General features: G+C 70.6%; 14 protein-coding genes, 1 tRNA gene and 1 pseudogene. 11 read left to right on the forward strand and 5 right to left on the reverse strand.

Annotation, left to right across the window (positions count from 1 at the left end; translation table 11 throughout):
• Nucleotides 1–521: 521 nt before the first annotated feature.
• The 5 genes from rfbA to HNR23_RS21375 all read left to right on the forward strand — a co-directional run bounded on the left by rfbA (nucleotide 522) and on the right by HNR23_RS21375 (nucleotide 5658).
• On the forward strand, nucleotides 522–1415 hold the full coding sequence (gene rfbA / locus HNR23_RS21355; protein WP_184078117.1) for a glucose-1-phosphate thymidylyltransferase RfbA: 894 nt from the start codon (nucleotides 522–524) through the stop codon (nucleotides 1413–1415).
• A gap of 27 nt (nucleotides 1416–1442) precedes the next feature.
• Nucleotides 1443–2435, forward strand: a complete 993-nt coding sequence (gene rfbB / locus HNR23_RS21360; protein ID WP_184078119.1) for a dTDP-glucose 4,6-dehydratase — start codon at nucleotides 1443–1445, stop codon at nucleotides 2433–2435.
• Nucleotides 2436–2543: 108 nt separating this feature from the next.
• Nucleotides 2544–3122 carry a dTDP-4-dehydrorhamnose 3,5-epimerase family protein gene (locus HNR23_RS21365; RefSeq protein WP_343070649.1) on the forward strand — a complete coding sequence of 193 codons (579 nt, stop codon included), beginning with the start codon at nucleotides 2544–2546 and terminating at the stop codon, nucleotides 3120–3122.
• 57 nt (nucleotides 3123–3179) lie between these two features.
• Nucleotides 3180–4130 carry an NAD-dependent epimerase/dehydratase family protein gene (locus HNR23_RS21370; RefSeq protein WP_184078121.1) on the forward strand — a complete coding sequence of 317 codons (951 nt, stop codon included), beginning with the start codon at nucleotides 3180–3182 and terminating at the stop codon, nucleotides 4128–4130.
• A 61-nt stretch (nucleotides 4131–4191) separates the two neighbouring features.
• Nucleotides 4192–5658, forward strand: coding sequence for an NDP-hexose 2,3-dehydratase family protein (locus tag HNR23_RS21375; RefSeq protein ID WP_246421821.1), 1467 nt, complete (start codon nucleotides 4192–4194; stop codon nucleotides 5656–5658).
• A 107-nt stretch (nucleotides 5659–5765) separates the two neighbouring features.
• Here the strand turns inward: HNR23_RS21375 and HNR23_RS21380 are convergent, their stop codons facing one another.
• Nucleotides 5766–6875: a DegT/DnrJ/EryC1/StrS family aminotransferase gene (locus tag HNR23_RS21380; RefSeq protein ID WP_184078123.1), complete on the reverse strand. Its 1110-nt coding sequence runs from the start codon at nucleotides 6873–6875 to the stop codon at nucleotides 5766–5768.
• Between the two features lie 407 nt (nucleotides 6876–7282).
• Between HNR23_RS21380 and HNR23_RS21385 the strand changes: the two genes are divergently transcribed.
• Nucleotides 7283–8101, forward strand: coding sequence for a DUF2786 domain-containing protein (locus tag HNR23_RS21385; RefSeq protein WP_184078125.1), 819 nt, complete (start codon nucleotides 7283–7285; stop codon nucleotides 8099–8101).
• Between the two features lie 345 nt (nucleotides 8102–8446).
• A complete protein-coding gene (locus HNR23_RS21390) occupies nucleotides 8447–8872 on the forward strand; it encodes a PPOX class F420-dependent oxidoreductase (RefSeq protein ID WP_184078127.1) in 426 nt (141 codons plus the stop codon).
• A gap of 19 nt (nucleotides 8873–8891) precedes the next feature.
• Here the strand turns inward: HNR23_RS21390 and dnaN are convergent, their stop codons facing one another.
• The 4 genes from dnaN to HNR23_RS21410 all read right to left on the reverse strand — a co-directional run bounded on the left by dnaN (nucleotide 8892) and on the right by HNR23_RS21410 (nucleotide 13044).
• A complete protein-coding gene (gene dnaN, locus HNR23_RS21395) occupies nucleotides 8892–10046 on the reverse strand; it encodes a DNA polymerase III subunit beta (RefSeq protein ID WP_184078129.1) in 1155 nt (384 codons plus the stop codon).
• Between the two features lie 177 nt (nucleotides 10047–10223).
• A complete protein-coding gene (locus HNR23_RS21400; RefSeq protein WP_184080680.1) occupies nucleotides 10224–10679 on the reverse strand; it encodes a DUF4442 domain-containing protein in 456 nt (151 codons plus the stop codon).
• 168 nt (nucleotides 10680–10847) lie between these two features.
• Nucleotides 10848–11984 carry an allantoicase gene (gene alc, locus HNR23_RS21405; RefSeq protein WP_343070650.1) on the reverse strand — a complete coding sequence of 379 codons (1137 nt, stop codon included), beginning with the start codon at nucleotides 11982–11984 and terminating at the stop codon, nucleotides 10848–10850.
• 154 nt (nucleotides 11985–12138) lie between these two features.
• A complete protein-coding gene (locus HNR23_RS21410) occupies nucleotides 12139–13044 on the reverse strand; it encodes a LysR family transcriptional regulator (RefSeq protein ID WP_184078133.1) in 906 nt (301 codons plus the stop codon).
• A gap of 502 nt (nucleotides 13045–13546) precedes the next feature.
• Between HNR23_RS21410 and HNR23_RS21415 the strand changes: the two genes are divergently transcribed.
• From HNR23_RS21415 to HNR23_RS21430, 4 genes and pseudogenes are all read left to right on the forward strand, one after another.
• Nucleotides 13547–13635 (forward strand) — tRNA-Ser (locus HNR23_RS21415).
• 19 nt (nucleotides 13636–13654) lie between these two features.
• Nucleotides 13655–14253, forward strand: a pseudogene (locus tag HNR23_RS21420) (IS1634 family transposase); the annotation flags it as partial.
• Nucleotides 14254–14343: 90 nt separating this feature from the next.
• A complete protein-coding gene (locus HNR23_RS21425; protein WP_184078136.1) occupies nucleotides 14344–14829 on the forward strand; it encodes a winged helix-turn-helix domain-containing protein in 486 nt (161 codons plus the stop codon).
• A gap of 16 nt (nucleotides 14830–14845) precedes the next feature.
• On the forward strand, nucleotides 14846–15397 hold the full coding sequence (locus HNR23_RS21430; protein ID WP_184080682.1) for a transposase: 552 nt from the start codon (nucleotides 14846–14848) through the stop codon (nucleotides 15395–15397).
• Nucleotides 15398–15468 lie beyond the last annotated feature (71 nt).

Raw genomic sequence — 15468 nt, forward strand, 5'->3', positions numbered from 1 at the left:
TAGGCGGGGGTCGACCCCCGAGTCGCTCCACCGTCCACGGAGCGAAATCCACAGCCGCGCACTGGCTGTCGGAAAAATCCTACGGATCCGTTCCTGTGGCCCCAACCCCTAAGTCCGGATGCTCCACCCCTCACCACGGTGTCCGCGAGAGATTTTCGGTTTTCCGTGTACGGTGCGACACGACAAAGGTACAGAATGTCCATAATTGCGACACTGGGTCCGCAAATATTGGCCGAGCCCCGCTCGGTTCCATCACGCATTGCGGCCGCCCGATCGCAACGGCTTACGTCGACGTCAAGATAGTCGGCGGCGACCACTCCCACCCCTGAATAACGGCGGCAGCCACCCCTAGTTCACGACCGAACCCTGGCCCTCGTAGCGGTACGCGAGCTAGCTTCGGCACCGTCGGGCCGCGTGCGCATGCCCGGTCGCCTCCGGTCCGCGACCCTCGCGCCTTACACGGGCGCAGCACACCATCCCCATGTCCGACTCGTTGTCTGTCGATGTCTGGTGGTCGAATAGTGAAGGGCATCATCCTCGCGGGAGGGTCGGGAACACGGCTGCACCCCGTCACCCTGGGCGTTTCCAAGCAGCTGATCCCGGTCCACGACAAACCGATGATCTACTACCCGCTGTCCGTTCTGATGCTGGCCGACGTGCGGGACATCCTCATCATCAGCACCCCCGACGACCTCCCGCAGTTCCGGCGCCTCCTCGGTGACGGCGGGCACCTCGGGCTCCACATCGACTACGCCGAGCAGCCCCAGCCCAACGGCCTGCCCGAAGCGTTCACCATCGGCGCCGAGCACATCGGAAACGACACCGTCGCCCTCGCGCTCGGCGACAACATCTTCCACGGCAACTCCTTCTCCGACCTGCTGGAAAAGGAGGCGCGGCTCACCGAGGGCTGCGTCCTCTTCGGATTCCAGGTCAAGGACCCCGGCCGCTACGGCGTGGCCGAGGCCGACAGCGAGGGCCGCCTCATCTCCATCGAGGAGAAGCCCGCCTCCCCCCGCTCCAACCGCGCCATCACCGGGCTGTACTTCTACGACAACGACGTCGTCGACATCGCCAAGAACCTCCGCCCCTCCGAGCGCGGCGAGCTGGAGATCACCGACGTCAACCGCGTCTACATGGAACGCGGCACCGCCCGGCTGGTCGACCTGGGACGCGGCTTCGCCTGGCTGGACACCGGAACCCACGAGTCGCTGATGCAGGCCGGCCAGTACGTGCAGGTCCTGGAGGAACGCCAGGGCGTGCGGATCGCCTGCGTCGAGGAGGTCGCGCTGCGCAAGGGCTACATCGACGCCGACGCCTGCCACCGGCTCGGAGCCGCCATCGGCAAGTCCGACTACGGGCGCTACGTCATGAGCATCGCCGAGGAGTTCCGGCCGCACCGGCCGGAACAGGACTGACGGACCGCAGGCAGGAAACACGCGATCATGCGCATACTCATCACCGGCGGGGCCGGGTTCATCGGCTCCACCTACGTCCGCCGCCTCCTGGCCGGGGACTACCCCGAGCAGGCCGGGGCGGACGTCACCGTGCTCGACAAGCTCACTTACGCGGGCAACCGGGCCAACCTGGCACCCGTCGCCGACCACCCCCGCCTCTCCTTCGTCCAGGGCGACATCGCCGACCGCGCGCTCGTCGGCGACCTGACCGCCGGGACCGACCTCGTGCTGCACTTCGCCGCCGAGTCCCACGTCGACCGGTCCATCGCCGGCTCCGCCGAGTTCGTCACCACCAACGTGCTGGGGACCCACACCCTGCTGCAGGCCGCTCTCGACAACGGTGTGACCACGTTCGTGCACGTCTCCACCGACGAGGTGTACGGATCGATCAGCGAGGGGTCCTGGCCCGAGACCGACCCGCTGGAGCCCAACTCCCCCTACTCCGCCTCCAAGGCCTCCTCCGACCTGCTGGCCCGCGCCTTCCACCGCACCCACGGGCTCGACGTGCGCATCACCCGCTGTTCCAACAACTACGGGCCCTACCAGCACCCGGAGAAGGTCATCCCGCGGTTCGTCACCAACCTGATCGACGGTGAACCGGTCCCGCTGTACGGCGAGGGCGGCAACGTCCGCGACTGGCTGCACGTCGACGACCACTGCCGCGGCATCGCCCTGGTCGCCGGCAAGGGCCGCCCCGGCGAGGTCTACAACATCGGCGGCGGCACCGAGCTCAGCAACCGCGAACTGACCGAACGGCTGCTGGAGGCCGTGGGGAAGGACTGGTCGATGGTGCGCCGGGTGCCCGACCGCAAGGGCCACGACCTGCGCTACTCCGTCGACATCTGCAAGATCTCCACCGAACTCGGCTACACCCCCCAGGTGCCCTTCGACGACGGCCTCGCCGCCACCGTGGCCTGGTACCGCGACCACCCCGAGTGGTGGCGCCCGCTGACCGCCCCCACGGCGACCGCCGCGGGCTGACCCGACCGCACCCGCCGCCGCGCCCCGCACCGGCCCGGCGGCCCGAACCCGACCGACACCGGCCGACCCCGACCGGCGCCCCCGGAACACCGCAGGCACGAGGAAGAGATGGCCACCACCATGAAGTACCGCGAGCTCGCCGTCGAGGGAGCCTACGAGTTCACCCCCACCGCGTTCCCCGACGAGCGGGGGCTCTTCGTCTCGCCCTTCCAGGAGCCCGCGTTCCTGGAGGCCGTGGGGCAGCCCTTCACCGTCGCCCAGACCAACCACAGCAGGTCCACGCGCGGCGTCATCCGCGGCATCCACTACACCGCCGCCCCCGGGCAGACCAAGTACGTCTACTGCCCGCGCGGTCGGGCGCTCGACATCGTGGTGGACATCCGCGTCGGCTCACCCACCTTCGGCGTCTACGACATCGTGCAGGTGGACTCCGAGTCGTTCCGCGCCGTCTACTTCCCCATCGGGCTGGGTCACGCCTTCGTGGCGCTCGAAGACGACACGGTCATGTCCTATATGGTCTCCAGCAGCTACGACCCCGCGCGCGAGCTCGCCATCCACCCGATGGACCCGACCATCGGCATCCCCTGGCCCACCGACATCGAACCCGTCATCTCCCAGCGCGACCAGGCGGCCCCCACTCTCGACCAGGCCAGAGAACAGGGCCTACTGCCCACCTACGGCGGCTGACCGCCTCCGGGCCGCGCACGTCCACCCCTCGTCGTCCGGGATCGGAAGAACACCGCGATGCCCCAGGAACCCTCCACACCCGCCCGCTCCACCGTCGTCATCGGTGCCACGGGCAACCTCGGCCGCCACATCTGCACCGCGTTCAGCACCGCCGGCCACGACGTCACCGGGGTGGCCCGGTCCACGGCCGAGGGCATCGACGCGGCCCGCCTGCTCCCGATCGACGCCGCCGCCGACCCGGCCGAACTCAGGGACGCGCTCGCCGCCCACGACCCCGACGTGGTCGTGAACGTGAGCGGCGGCTGGGGCACCACCGAGCGAGAGATGCACGACGCGCACGTGCTGCTCGTCGAGCGCCTGGTCGCGGCGGCCGCCGGACTCGACCGGCGCCCCCGTCTCGTGCAGGTCGGCACCATCCACGAGTACGGCCCGGTACCCCAGGGCACCTCCGTCGACGAGCAGCACGACGGGGTGCCGCTCGCGGACTACGGGCGCACCAAGCTGGCCGGGTCGAGCCTCGTGCTGGAGGCGACCGCCGACGGGCTGATCGACGGGGTGGTGCTGCGCGTCGTCAACGTCTGCGGCCCGGGCACCCAGGCGGCGAGTTTCCTGGGGTCGCTCGCGGCGCGGCTGTGCGGCACCGAGCCCGGCGCGCCCATCGAGCTCACCATCGCCGAGGCCGAGCGCGACTACGTGGACGTGCGCGACGTGGCCGACGCCGTCCTCCGGGCCGGCACGGGCGGTGCCGAGGTCGTCGGCAAGGTCGTCAACATCGGCTGCGGCCGCGCGGTGAGCATGCGCACGCTCGTCACGACGCTGGTCGAGGCCGCGGGGCTGGACCCGCGGGACATCGTCGAGGTCCCGGCCGAGATCAGCAGCAAGGGCGGGGACTGGACGCAGGCCGACATCACCCGCGCCCGCGCACTGTTGGGCTGGGTCCCCACGACGCCGCTCCGTGCGTCGATGGCGGACATGTGCGCCGAGATCCGTTCCACGTCAGGCGCGTGACCGCCCCGGTCACGTGCGCCGCTCCCGACCGGTCCCGGTCGGCACGTCACGGTGAGGACATATGACGATTCAGGGCCTGTCCGTGCCCGGTGCGGAGGCCGCCGACGGCGCTCCGGCCGCGCGCATGGCGCGCTCGCTGCTGGACCCGCACGACTCCACCACCCCGCTGCCCGCGTTCCTGCGGTGGCTGGAGGAGTGCGGCCGGCAGAACGAGACCGAGGTCAGGCGGGTGCGCCTGGACGAGCTCGACCAGTGGAGCATCGATCCCGCAACCGGCAACATCGGGCATGCGAGCGGCCGGTTCTTCACGATCGAGGGCCTGCGGGCGCACCGGCCAGGGGGGCCGGTGGAGCGGTGGACACAGCCGATCATCCGGCAGCCGGAGATCGGGATCCTCGGCATCCTGGTGAAGGACTTCGGCGGTGTCCCGCACTGCCTGATGCAGGCCAAGGTCGAGCCGGGCAACCACAACGGAGTCCAACTCTCCCCCACCGTTCAGGCCACCCGCAGCAACTACACGCGGGTACACCAGGGGCGCGCCGTCCCCTACATCGAGTACTTCCGCGACACCGCCCGCCACCGGGTGCTCGCCGACGTGCTGCAGTCGGAGCAGGGGGCGTGGTTCTACCGGAAGCGCAACCGGAACATCGTCGTGGAGGTCACCGAGGACGTGGAGGTCCTCGACGGGTTCTGCTGGGTGTCGGTGGGGCAGCTGCACACCCTGCTGTCCACCCCCGACCTGGTCAACATGGACAGCCGCACGGTGATGGCGTGCATGCCGATGTCGGCGGCCGACCCCGCCACCGGGGCACCGGATCCGCGGGCCGACGACGGCGGGCTGCGCGCGGCCGTCGCCCGCTCCACCGCGGCGAGCGACGAGGAGCGGTTCCAGGGCACACTGCACTGGATCACCCGGACCCGCGCGCAGCACGACATGTGGGCCGACCTCATCCCGCTGAACCGGGTCGAGGGGTGGGAGCTGGCCGACGGCGTCATCCGGCACACCGACGGGCTGTTCTTCGAGATCATGGGCGCGGGCATCACGACCGGCGGGCGCGAGGTACGCCAGTGGACGCAGCCGCTGCTGCACCCGCGGGGGACCGGCCTGGCCGTGCTCTTCGTGCGGCGGATCGGGGGTGTGCTGGAGGTCCTGGTGCGCGCGCATGTGCAGCCCGGGCTGATGGACGTCCTGGAACTCGGCCCGACCGTGCAGTGCACCCCGGCCAACCATGCGCACCTGGCGCCCGAGCTGCGCCCCCGCTTCCTGGACGAGGCGCTGGCCGCCCCTGCTGAGGCGGTCCGCTTCGACACGGTGCTGTCGGAGGAAGGCGGCCGGTTCCACCACGCCCGGACCCGCTACCAGATCGTGGAGACCCCGCCCGACGGGTCGGTGGACGCGGGGCCCGAGCACCGCTGGGTGACCCTGCGCGAACTGTCCCGGCTGCTGCGGCACAGCAACTACGTGAACGTCGAGGCGCGCACACTCGTGGCGTGCCTGTACGGCCTGCTGGTGCCGGACGGCCGTTAGGGAGCTCCCGCCGCCGTCGGGCCGCCCATGGAAGCGGGCCGGGCCCTTCCTTTCACGGAAGGGCCCGGCCCGCTTCCGGTCGTGGGGCCGGAGCCGGTGAGGTCTCCTCAGAGGTTCTTGAGGACCTCGCGCAGCGACTCGATGACGTGGTCCTGCCGGTCGCGCGGCAGCGACGGGTACATCGGCAGCGAGAAGATCTGCTTGGCGAGGGCCTCGGTGACCGGTAGCGAGCCCGTCTCGTAGCCGAGCTTGGCGAAGCCGGTCATGGTGTGCACCGGCCACGGGTAGCTGATGTTGAGGGAGACCCCCTTCTCCTTGAGCCCCTCGATGATCCGGTCGCGCTCGGGGTGGCGCACCACGTAGACGTAGTACACGTGCTCGTTGCCGTCCTCGACGCGGGGGAACACCAGGTCGGTGTCGGCCAGCGCCTCCTCGTAGCGGCGGGCCACCGCGCGGCGCGCCTCCACGTACCCGTCGAGGCGGGCGAGCTTTCGGCGCAGGATCTCGGCCTGCAGGTCGTCGAGGCGGCTGTTGTGCCCCGGAGTCTCGACGACGTAGTAGACGTCCTCCATGCCGTAGTAGCGCACCCGGCGCAGCCGGGCGGCGACCTCGTCGTCGGAGGTGATGGTCGCGCCGCCGTCGCCGTAGGCGCCCAGCACCTTGGTGGGGTAGAAGGAGAACGCCGCGGCCCTGCCGAACGTCCCGGCCAGCCGCCCGTGGTGGCGCGCGCCGTGCGACTGCGCGCAGTCCTCCAGGATGGGCAGCCCGTGCTTGTCCGCGATGGCCGCAAGCGGCGCCATGTCGACGCACTGGCCGTACAGGTGGACCGGCAGGATGCACTTGGTCCGCCCGGTGATGGCCGACTCGACCTGGGAGACGTCCATGAGGAAGTTCTCCTCGTGGACATCGACGAAGACCGGGGTGGCGCCGATCTGGTCGATCGCGATGACGGTGGGCGCCGCCGTGTTCGACACGGTGATGACCTCGTCGCCGGGGCCGACGCCCAGGGCGCGCAGCCCGAGCACGATGGCGTTGGTGCCGTTGTCGCACCCGACGGCGTGCTCGACGCCGTGGTACGCGGCGAACGCGCTCTCGAACCCGCGCAGGTTCTCGCCGAGGATCAGCTGGCCGGAACGGAAGACCTGCTCCACGGCCTCGTGGATGTCGTCCCGTTCCTTCTCGTATTCCTCCAGGTAGCTCCACACGCGAATCGTCATGCGTCCCACCTCCAAGCGGGGTCGGTCGAGAGATGATGGACCGGCGGCGGGAACCTGACCCGACGGATACCTGCCGGCGCACGGCGCGTGCGGGCCGCCCCGGTGCGACCAGGTATCAATCAATCGCACGGCTTCTGGCCGGACAACCCCTAACTGCCTCCGACAACGCCCCTAATCGGCGCCCCCGCATGTCGCGCGCGACCACGCGGCGCACGTGCGCGATCGCCGCCCGTTCCGGGCACGGGAGGAGCCCGGGCCGACCGGTGCTGAGCGCCCGTCGCCGCTCCCCCCGTCCCCGGGCGTGTGGATAACGGCCCTCAGCTGGTCAGGCCGAGCCGGTAGTCTCGGTGGCGGTCGCAGAAAGGAGCCAGGTGCCATCCGACGCACGAAGTGAATCCCGTCGCAAGATGATCGAGCGGGTCCGTGGCCTGCTCCGGATGGCCGAGGACCCCGCGGTCACCGACGCCGAGAGCCAGGCGTTCACGGCCAAGGCCGCCGAGCTGATGACCCGGCACGCCATCGCCGAGGCCGAGGCGCGCGCCGAGCGCGGCGAAGAGCTGGAGCAGGTCACCCGGTTCGACTTCACGGTCTCCGGTGTCGGCGGGCACGGCAAGGCCCGGGTCAAGGCGCTGGCCGGAATCGCCGCCGCCTACGGCTGCCAGTCGGCGGTGCGCGGTAACACCTCGGCGAACACCGACCGCACCCTCATCATCGTGGGCACGGCCACGGCGCTGGACGCGCTGCGCGTCCTGCTGCCGTCGATCACCATGCAGATGGAGGCGTCGGCGCGGTTCACCGCCCGCAACCACATCGCCGACCTGCGCGAGATGCGCAACTACGACCGGTCGGCGCTGGCCACCGAGCGCAGCCGGTTCTACCGGTCGTTCATCCGCGCCTACGGCTACGCGGTGGCCGAGCGGATCCGCGAGTTCCGGGCGCGGCTGCGGGACGGCTCCGGGGCCGAGTCCCCAGCGCGGTCGGGCGGGACGTCGGCGTCGGGCGACGGGACGTCGGCGATCGGCGCCGAGGTGGTGCTGCGGACCGATGTCGACCGCGTGCAGGAGGAGTTCGAGCGGCGTTTTCCCCAGCTCCGCCCGACCCGGCCGGAGCGCACGCACCACCGCGCCGGGTACCGGGCCGGATATCTGCGCGGACGCAGCGCGCAGCTGGGTATGGAGACCGGTGTCGGGCAGGGCGGCGGCGCCGCGCTGACCGACGGCGAGTAGGCCCGAGGCGCCGACCGCCCGGTCGGACCGGATCTCACCCTGTCCCCTGTCGACACCCGCCGTGGGGTGTCCTTCCCCCCACCGACCGGGATTTCTGTGGATAACCCTGTGGACAACCTGGGGATAAGTCGGGGAAAACCTCACGCGGTCAGAAATGGCTGTGGATAAACCTCCGGAAGCGATTTCTTACGGCCACTTCTCGCGCGGGGCCGTCGGCGGTGAGCGGCGGCGTTCCCGCATCCGCCGGAGCCCACGCGAGAACCGGGTGTTGGAAGGTGACTCAGGTCACTCTGTGGGGAAGGGTGAGGGTAACGCACCGTATCCCCCGACCGGGAGTTGACGAGTATGTCGGCAGCCACCCTCCTCAGGCACTTTCATGGCTACAAGACGGCCCTTCTGACCACCTACCGCCGTGACGGCATGCGCTGCGTCAGCACACCCGTGAGCATCGTCGTCGACCGCGACCGGGTGCTCTTCCGCACCTGGGCGGATTCGGGCAAGGCCAAACGGCTGCGCGCGCACCCGGTCGCCGACCTGCGGCCCTGCACGTTCCGCGGCAGGCCGACCGGGCCGGCCGTCCGCTGCGAGGTGCGGCTGCTCGACGGCGACGAGGAGCAGCGCGCCGCGCGCATGCTCGGCCGACGCCACCCCTTCCTCCAGCGCTGGGCGGTGCCGATCTCACACCGGATGCTGCGCTACCGCACCCTCCACTACGAGCTGCGGCCGGTGGGCGACGAGACACCGCGCAGCGCCGAGGGGTGGCCCGACTGAGCCGCGGCCGGTGACGGGCTCACGACACCCGCAGCGGCATCACCAGGTAGCGGAACTCCGGGCGGCCGCCGTCGTCCGGGGGAACGTCGCTGATCACCGCGGGTTTGGTCGGGATCGTGAAGTTCAGGTGGGCGGTCTCCCCCTGCACCGCGCCCAGGCCGTCGAGGAAGTACTCGGGGCTGAAGGCGATCCGCATGGGGTCACCGTGGTACTTGATCCCCAGCGCCTCCACCGCCTGGGCGTCGTCGCCGGAGCCCGCCTCCAGCACCAGCTCGTCGGCGGTGAACGAGAGGCGCAGCGGGGTGCTGCGGTCGGCGACCAGCGCCACCCGCTTCACGGCCTCGATGAGCGGCGCGGTGGCGACCTCGGCGCGCGCGGAGAAGTCGCCGGGGAAGCGGGACTCGTACTTGACGAAGTCGCTGTCGATGAGCCGGGTGGTGGTGCGGCGGCCGTTGTTCTCGAAGCCGATCATGCCCTCGCCCGGCGACGGCGTGACACCGCCGCCCGCGGCGACCGTGGACAGCGCGATGTCGACGTTGGAGCCGGGGACCAGGGAGCGCGCGATGTCGTTGAGGGTGCGGGCCGGGACCAGCGCGGCGGCGGACAGGTCGGGGTGGGCCGGGCGCCACCACAGTTCGCGCACGGCGATCCGGTAGCGGTCGGTGGCGGCGAGGGTGAGCGTGTCGCCGGAGAAGGCGAAGTTGACCCCGGTGAGCATGGGCAGGGTGTCGTCGCGGCTCGCCGCCGGGGCCACCTGGCGGATCGCGGTCGCGAACGCGTCGGCGGCCAGGGAGCCGGTGGTGCCGGGCATGGCGGGCAGGCTCGGGTAGTCCTCCAGAGGGAGCGTGAGCAGGTTGAAGCGGGCACTGCCGCAGGTGACCAGCGCGCGGGTGGCGTCGCACTCCACGTCCACCGGGTGGGCGGGAAGGTTGCGGGCGATCTCGGACAGCAGGCGGCCCGAGACCAGGACGGCGCCGCCGGCCTCGGCCTCGACCTCGACCTCGGCGCGGGCGGACACCTCGTAGTCGAAGCCGGACAGGCGCAGTCCGGTGGAGCCGCCGGGCAGCTCCAGGCGCATGCCGGCGAGCACGGGCATCGAGGGCCGTGCCGGCAGGGCGCGGGCCGTCCACGCCACGGCGTCGGCGAACGCGTCGCGGTCTACTCGGAATCTCACGCGGTCCTCCTGCTGCTCGGCTCTCCCCTAACAGGACTTGCCCCGGTGGGGGTCACCGTATCCAGACCGGACGACATTTCGGCCGAACCGCCGGACGCACGCGCGTCGGCCCGGCCGGTCGGGCGGCCGGGCCGGAGAAGGGGACCGACGGCCCGCCCGTCGTCCCCTCTTCCACGGTCATTTCTTCGGCTTGAGCGTCCAGACCACGGTCATCGCGCCGGTGACGGTCCCGTCCTCGGTGCGCAGTTCGATCTCGACGGCGAACTCGGGCCGCTTGCCGGCGTCGAGCTCGGCGATGACCTCGTCGCGGGTGCGGGTGAGCCGCGCGTCGGCGATGACGTCGCCCATGGCGAGCTTCTGGTAGCCGATCTCCGCATTGACGGCGAGCGGGACGGCGCGGTTCAGCTGGTCGCCGAAGGCACCGATCACGATGGCGCCGGATGCCGATTCGGCCAGCGTGAACATGGCGCCGGCGTGCGGGCCGCCGACGTGGTTGTGGTGCTTGTCGTTGTCCGGAAGCCGCATGACGGCCCGGTCGTGGTCGAGCTCGATGAACTCGACGCCGAGGGTCCGGGCGAACGGCACGGCCGCGAGGAATCCGGACTTGACCAGCTCCGCCTGTTCGGCGCTCATGGTTGTCATGGCGACCAGGTTACTCGCCAGTAACCAGTGCGCCAAGATCCCCGGGAACCCGAATCGGCAGGCAGCACCGGAAAACCAGGAAAAAGGAAAACCCGCCACCTCACCCTCCGGACGAACCGGTAGGGGCGCGCGGGCGAGGCGGCGGGCGTCGAGGCGGGCTCAGCGGGAGTCGGCCGGCGCTCCGGTCAGCGCGCCCCACCGCTCACCGAGGGCCTTCTCCCCGGCCGGGGTCAGCGAACCGTACAGCCGGACGCGCGCCAGCCCGCCGTCCGGGAACACGTCCAGCCGGACGTGCGTGACGGGGCGGCGCTCCCGACCGCCGAGGTGGAGGCGGTGCACGGTGTCGGGCTGCACGGCCACCCGGTCGAGCAGCGGGAACCACGCCTCGGCATCGGCGGGGTCCGCCACCGTCGCGTCGCACCCGTGGACCGCCACCCAGCCCGGGGCGTTGCCCTTGTAGTAGGCGGTGTCGATCTCGATGGCCCGGATCTCGCCGTGCCCGGCGAGGCGCAGCCGGACCCAGTCATTGCCCCGGTCGCGTCGGCGCCGGTTCTCCCAGCCGTCGTCCATCTTGCGCGAGCGGTCCGGGAGGATCATGTTCGCCGGCGAGGAGTAGAAGCGGTCCGAGGCGTCCTCGACCGCGCCGCCGTTCTCCAACGCGGCCAGGTCGACGGTGCCCAGCGCGGCGATCCAGGCCGGATCGGCGACGACCTCGCCGTGGACGCGGAGCCGGGCGATGCCGCCATCGGGGAACTGCTTGAGCCGCAGGTGGGTGAAGCGACGCTCGGCATCGACCGCGAAGCCGTTGGCGGCATGCCCCCGGACCCGGCTGCGCGGGACGATCTCGACCCAGGTGACATCGTCGGCGAGCAGCCGCTCGGGGGAGGGCGCGCCGTCGACGTGGGCGGCCTCGATGGCGACCTGCTGCGGGTAGTTGCCGCGGAAGTGGGCGGTGTCGACGATGACGCCGCGGACGACGCCGGGCGCGCCGAGCCGGATGAGCGCCCAGTCGTGGTCGTCATCGCCGGGGTGCGGGTCGTCGGCGCCGGCTCCGCGTCGGCGCCGCGTCTCCCAGCCGTCCATGACCTTGCCCTTGTGGCCGAACGCCTCGGGGTCGAAGTGGGCGGGCTCGGGGCGCAGCAGGTTCTCGCGCTCGGCGAAGAACTCGTCGTTGGCGGCGATCACCGAGCCGCCCAGGCGCCGGTCGGCCAGGTCGACCAGGTCGGTGAACGCGAACTCGCCCCCGCGGTAGTCGGCGTAGGGGTCACCGCCGCTGTACGGACGTGCGTCGTTCACGTGCGGATCCTGAGCCGGGGATGCCACCAATGGGAATCAACCTCTCCACAAGTCGTGAATCACCACAAAACCCCTACACCACGTACTGTTGCACCGGCCGAACGGCCACGTACAGCCAAACTTTTCACTCACGCTGTTAAGCCGAGGTGAACACTCACCCACGGCCCGCCGCGGCCTCGCCCAGCGCCCGGAGCACCCGCGCCACATGCGGGCGGTCCTCGGCCCCGGCCCGAACCGCGGACACCACGTGCCGCCGCGGCCGGTCGGCCGGCAGTTCGCGGATGACGGCCCCGCCGCCACTCCGCGGCGCCGCCAGCCGCGGCACCAGCGCGACCCCCAGCCCCGCGCCGACCATCGCCAGGATGACCGCCCAGTCCGCGGCGACGTGCGCGCGCTCCGGGACGAACCCCGCGTCGGCGCACGCCGTCAGGGTGATGTCGCGCCAGGGCCCGGAGTCGCCGTAAATCCACGGCTCGCCGGCGAGATCGGCCAGCCGCAGCCCGGGCGCGTCGGCCAGCCGATGGTGGACGGGAAGTGCGACGTCCAGAGGGTCGGCCAGGAGGGAGGAACGGGTGAACCGCGCGTCGCCGGAGGCGGGGGCGTCGACGGCCAGCGACAGCGCGATCTCGATGTCCCCGCTGGCCAGCAGGTCGTAGACCTCGGCGGCCTCGGCCTCGCGGACGCGCACGGCCAGGCGCGGGCAACTGCTCCGCAACCGCTCGACCGCGGGGATCACCACCCCGGGGATCGCGGTCGCGAACGCCCCGACCCGCACCTCCCCGGCCTCGCCCCGCCGGTGCTCCTCCAGCTCCGCCCGCCCGCGCTCCACCTGCGCGAACAGCGCGTCGGCGTGCCGCAGCACCACGTGCGCGGAGCTCGTCAACCGCACCCGCCGCCCATGTGCTTCGAGCAGCGGCACCCCCAGCTCCCGGGACAGCACCGCCAACTGCTGCGACACCCCCGAGGGCGTCATCCGCAGCGCCTCGGCCGCCGCCCGCACCGTGCCCAACTCGTCAAGCGCCCGGAGCAACCGGAGCTTGCGCAGGTCCCAGTCGTTCATACATGAACACTAAACAAATCCGCCGCGACCACGCACTGGCGCCGCACACCCCACCACCCACCCCGGACACGGGAAGGCCCCCGCCACCCAGACATCACGCCTGACCAGCGGGGGCCTTCCCGAACGATGGCGGAGGGTGTGGGATTTGAACCCACGAAGCCCCGGAAGGACTTAGCGGTTTTCAAGTGCGTTACGATCAGTCACAGCAAGTAGTAATTGCAGGTCAAAAGCCATAAACTGACCAATCGACCAAAGATTCCAAAACCGTTAGCCATCCACCGCCAACCAACGGGCACGGACACCCCATGTAGTAATCACAGGTAGAAGCGGTGCATTTCATAACAGAACGTAACCAATCTCCGCCAGTACGACAAGGAGCGCGACACGATGTTTCCGTTCGGAGGGTCTGGGCTGCGGGCACCAGGCACCCCACCCTGGCCGCTTCAGCGAACGCGCCGCCGGTGAGCTAGCATGGCCGCGGAGAGCAGGATCCCTGCCCTCAGGAGGGTTCGCATAGTGGCCGAGTGCAGTGCTCTTGAAAAGCACAAGATCCTTAACGGGGTCTCGTGGGTTCGAATCCCACACCCTCCGCTTCAGCCCACATCAGCGATCGAACAAGTCCGGGTTCCGCACCTACGGCAAGTCCGAGGACTCCCGCGACGACCTGCCCCAGATCGTCATCGGCATGGCCGTCCCCCGGGAGGGCATCCCGGCGCGCTGCTGGTGCTGGCCGGGAAACGCCTCCGACCAGACGCTGATCCGCCAGGTCAAAGACAAGATGCGCGACTGGACGCTGTCCAAGATCGTGTGGGTGACCGACCGCGGCTTCTCCTCCGCCGAGAACATGCGCGTCAAGGAGGTCCGGATCAGCGACACCGCCTGGATCGTGATCTGCCACAACTCCGAGGCGGCTGAGCGGGACAAGCACATATGCGGGCAGCTCGTCCCCCGCCTGGAGGAGCTGATCGCCCCACGTCGTGCTGTGCTGGCTCGCCCCCCCTGCTCGTCCGCATCATCGAGCCCCGGGCCGACACGACCTGTGTCCGGGCCCGCCGCGAGCTCCAGCGCCTGCGCATCGGCACCTTGACCGGCCCCAACGGCACGTTCCTACAGGCCACCGATCTGACCAAGTCCCAGATCGACCTGCTGGCCAAGCTCGGCGTCCCCCGCCCCAAGCAGGTCCTCGACCTTCAGCCCGCACCCCGCTGACCGGCCGGGACACCACCGCCTAGAGAAACGCCCTCTACTGATTTTTGATCTCGGGGTTGACCTGCGACTTCGTCAGCGGTGTCATAAGGCATGGAGGTTCCCCCCGCCCCGAGAACTCCCGACGAACTCCAAGACCGCCGAATGAAGGCCGCCGCCCTGTTCGAGGCCGGCCACCACACCCAAGCCGAGATCGCCCGCCTGCTGGGCACCACCAGGCAGGCCGTCAACAAGTGGCACAAGCAGTGGAAGGCCGGAGGCACCCAGGCCCTGGCCTCCCGCCCCGCCGGAGCCGCCCCCCTGCTGGAAGCCGACCGGGAACACCGCCTGCTTCGCCTGCTCGACCAAGGCCCCGCCGCCCACGGCTGGAACGACCAGATCTGGACCCTGTCCAGGATCAACCGCCTGATCAGCGAACACTTCAACGTGGCCTTCGCCGACCCCTCCGGGGTCTGGCGCATGCTCCAGCGCCTGGGCTACTCCTGGCAGGTGCCCGCCGCCCGCGCCGTCCAACGCGACGAGGAGGAGATCGCCGCCTGGTGCACCGCCACCTGGCCGCAGGCCAAAAGACCGCGCTGAACAGCAGGGCGCCTGGATCGTCTTCGCCGACGAGACCGGGGCCTGCACCGACCCGCCGGTCCGGCGCACCTGGGGCCGACGCGGGCGCACGCCCCTCATCGCCGTCAACCGCGGCCCCCGGGCCAGGGTGCACGCGACCGGGTGGCTGTGCGTCGGCCCTGCGGGCCAAGCAGTGCGGCTGCTCTTCACCACCTCGCGCGCCGGATTCACCCACTACGACTTCCCCGAGCTCATCGACCGGGTACATCGGCGTCTGGGAGGCGGCCCTGTGGTGCTCGTGTGGGACAACCACGCCTCGCACAAGACGAAATGGCTGTGCGGGCGCCTGGAGGCGCGGGAGTGGCTCACGGTGGTGCTGCTGCCGCGATACGCCCCCGAGCTCAACCCTGTCGAGGCGCTGTGGTCCCAGCTCAAGCGGCGTATCGCCAACCGCGCCTACCGGAGCCTGGAGGAGTTGGAAGGTGCCATGCGCTCCTATCTGCTCTCAGCCCAGAAACGCGGTGAGGTGCTTGCTGGATTCGTCAGATCCGCTCACCTGACTCCAGATCCGATCCCGTCAACCACCTAATCAAAGATCAGTAGCTTGTTGATTAACCTCGGCCCGTGGCCCGCACATCGGTGTGGCCACGGGTTTCATTG

Source organism: Nocardiopsis mwathae (assembly GCF_014201195.1).
In the GTDB taxonomy this organism is placed as follows: domain Bacteria; phylum Actinomycetota; class Actinomycetes; order Streptosporangiales; family Streptosporangiaceae; genus Nocardiopsis_C; species Nocardiopsis_C mwathae.

Excerpts from the sequence above, each read along its gene's own strand:
- rfbB (WP_184078119.1), top strand. The coding sequence starts at position 1,443 with ATGCGCATACTCATCACCGGCGGGGCCGGGTTCATCGGCTCCACCTAC.
- HNR23_RS21365 (WP_343070649.1), top strand. The coding sequence starts at position 2,544 with ATGGCCACCACCATGAAGTACCGCGAGCTCGCCGTCGAGGGAGCCTAC.
- HNR23_RS21370 (WP_184078121.1), top strand. The coding sequence starts at position 3,180 with ATGCCCCAGGAACCCTCCACACCCGCCCGCTCCACCGTCGTCATCGGT.
- HNR23_RS21375 (WP_246421821.1), top strand. The coding sequence starts at position 4,192 with ATGACGATTCAGGGCCTGTCCGTGCCCGGTGCGGAGGCCGCCGACGGC.
- HNR23_RS21380 (WP_184078123.1), bottom strand. The coding sequence starts at position 6,875 with ATGACGATTCGCGTGTGGAGCTACCTGGAGGAATACGAGAAGGAACGG.
- HNR23_RS21385 (WP_184078125.1), top strand. The coding sequence starts at position 7,283 with ATGATCGAGCGGGTCCGTGGCCTGCTCCGGATGGCCGAGGACCCCGCG.
- HNR23_RS21390 (WP_184078127.1), top strand. The coding sequence starts at position 8,447 with ATGTCGGCAGCCACCCTCCTCAGGCACTTTCATGGCTACAAGACGGCC.
- HNR23_RS21400 (WP_184080680.1), bottom strand. The coding sequence starts at position 10,679 with ATGAGCGCCGAACAGGCGGAGCTGGTCAAGTCCGGATTCCTCGCGGCC.
- HNR23_RS21410 (WP_184078133.1), bottom strand. The coding sequence starts at position 13,044 with ATGAACGACTGGGACCTGCGCAAGCTCCGGTTGCTCCGGGCGCTTGAC.
- HNR23_RS21425 (WP_184078136.1), top strand. The coding sequence starts at position 14,344 with ATGGAGGTTCCCCCCGCCCCGAGAACTCCCGACGAACTCCAAGACCGC.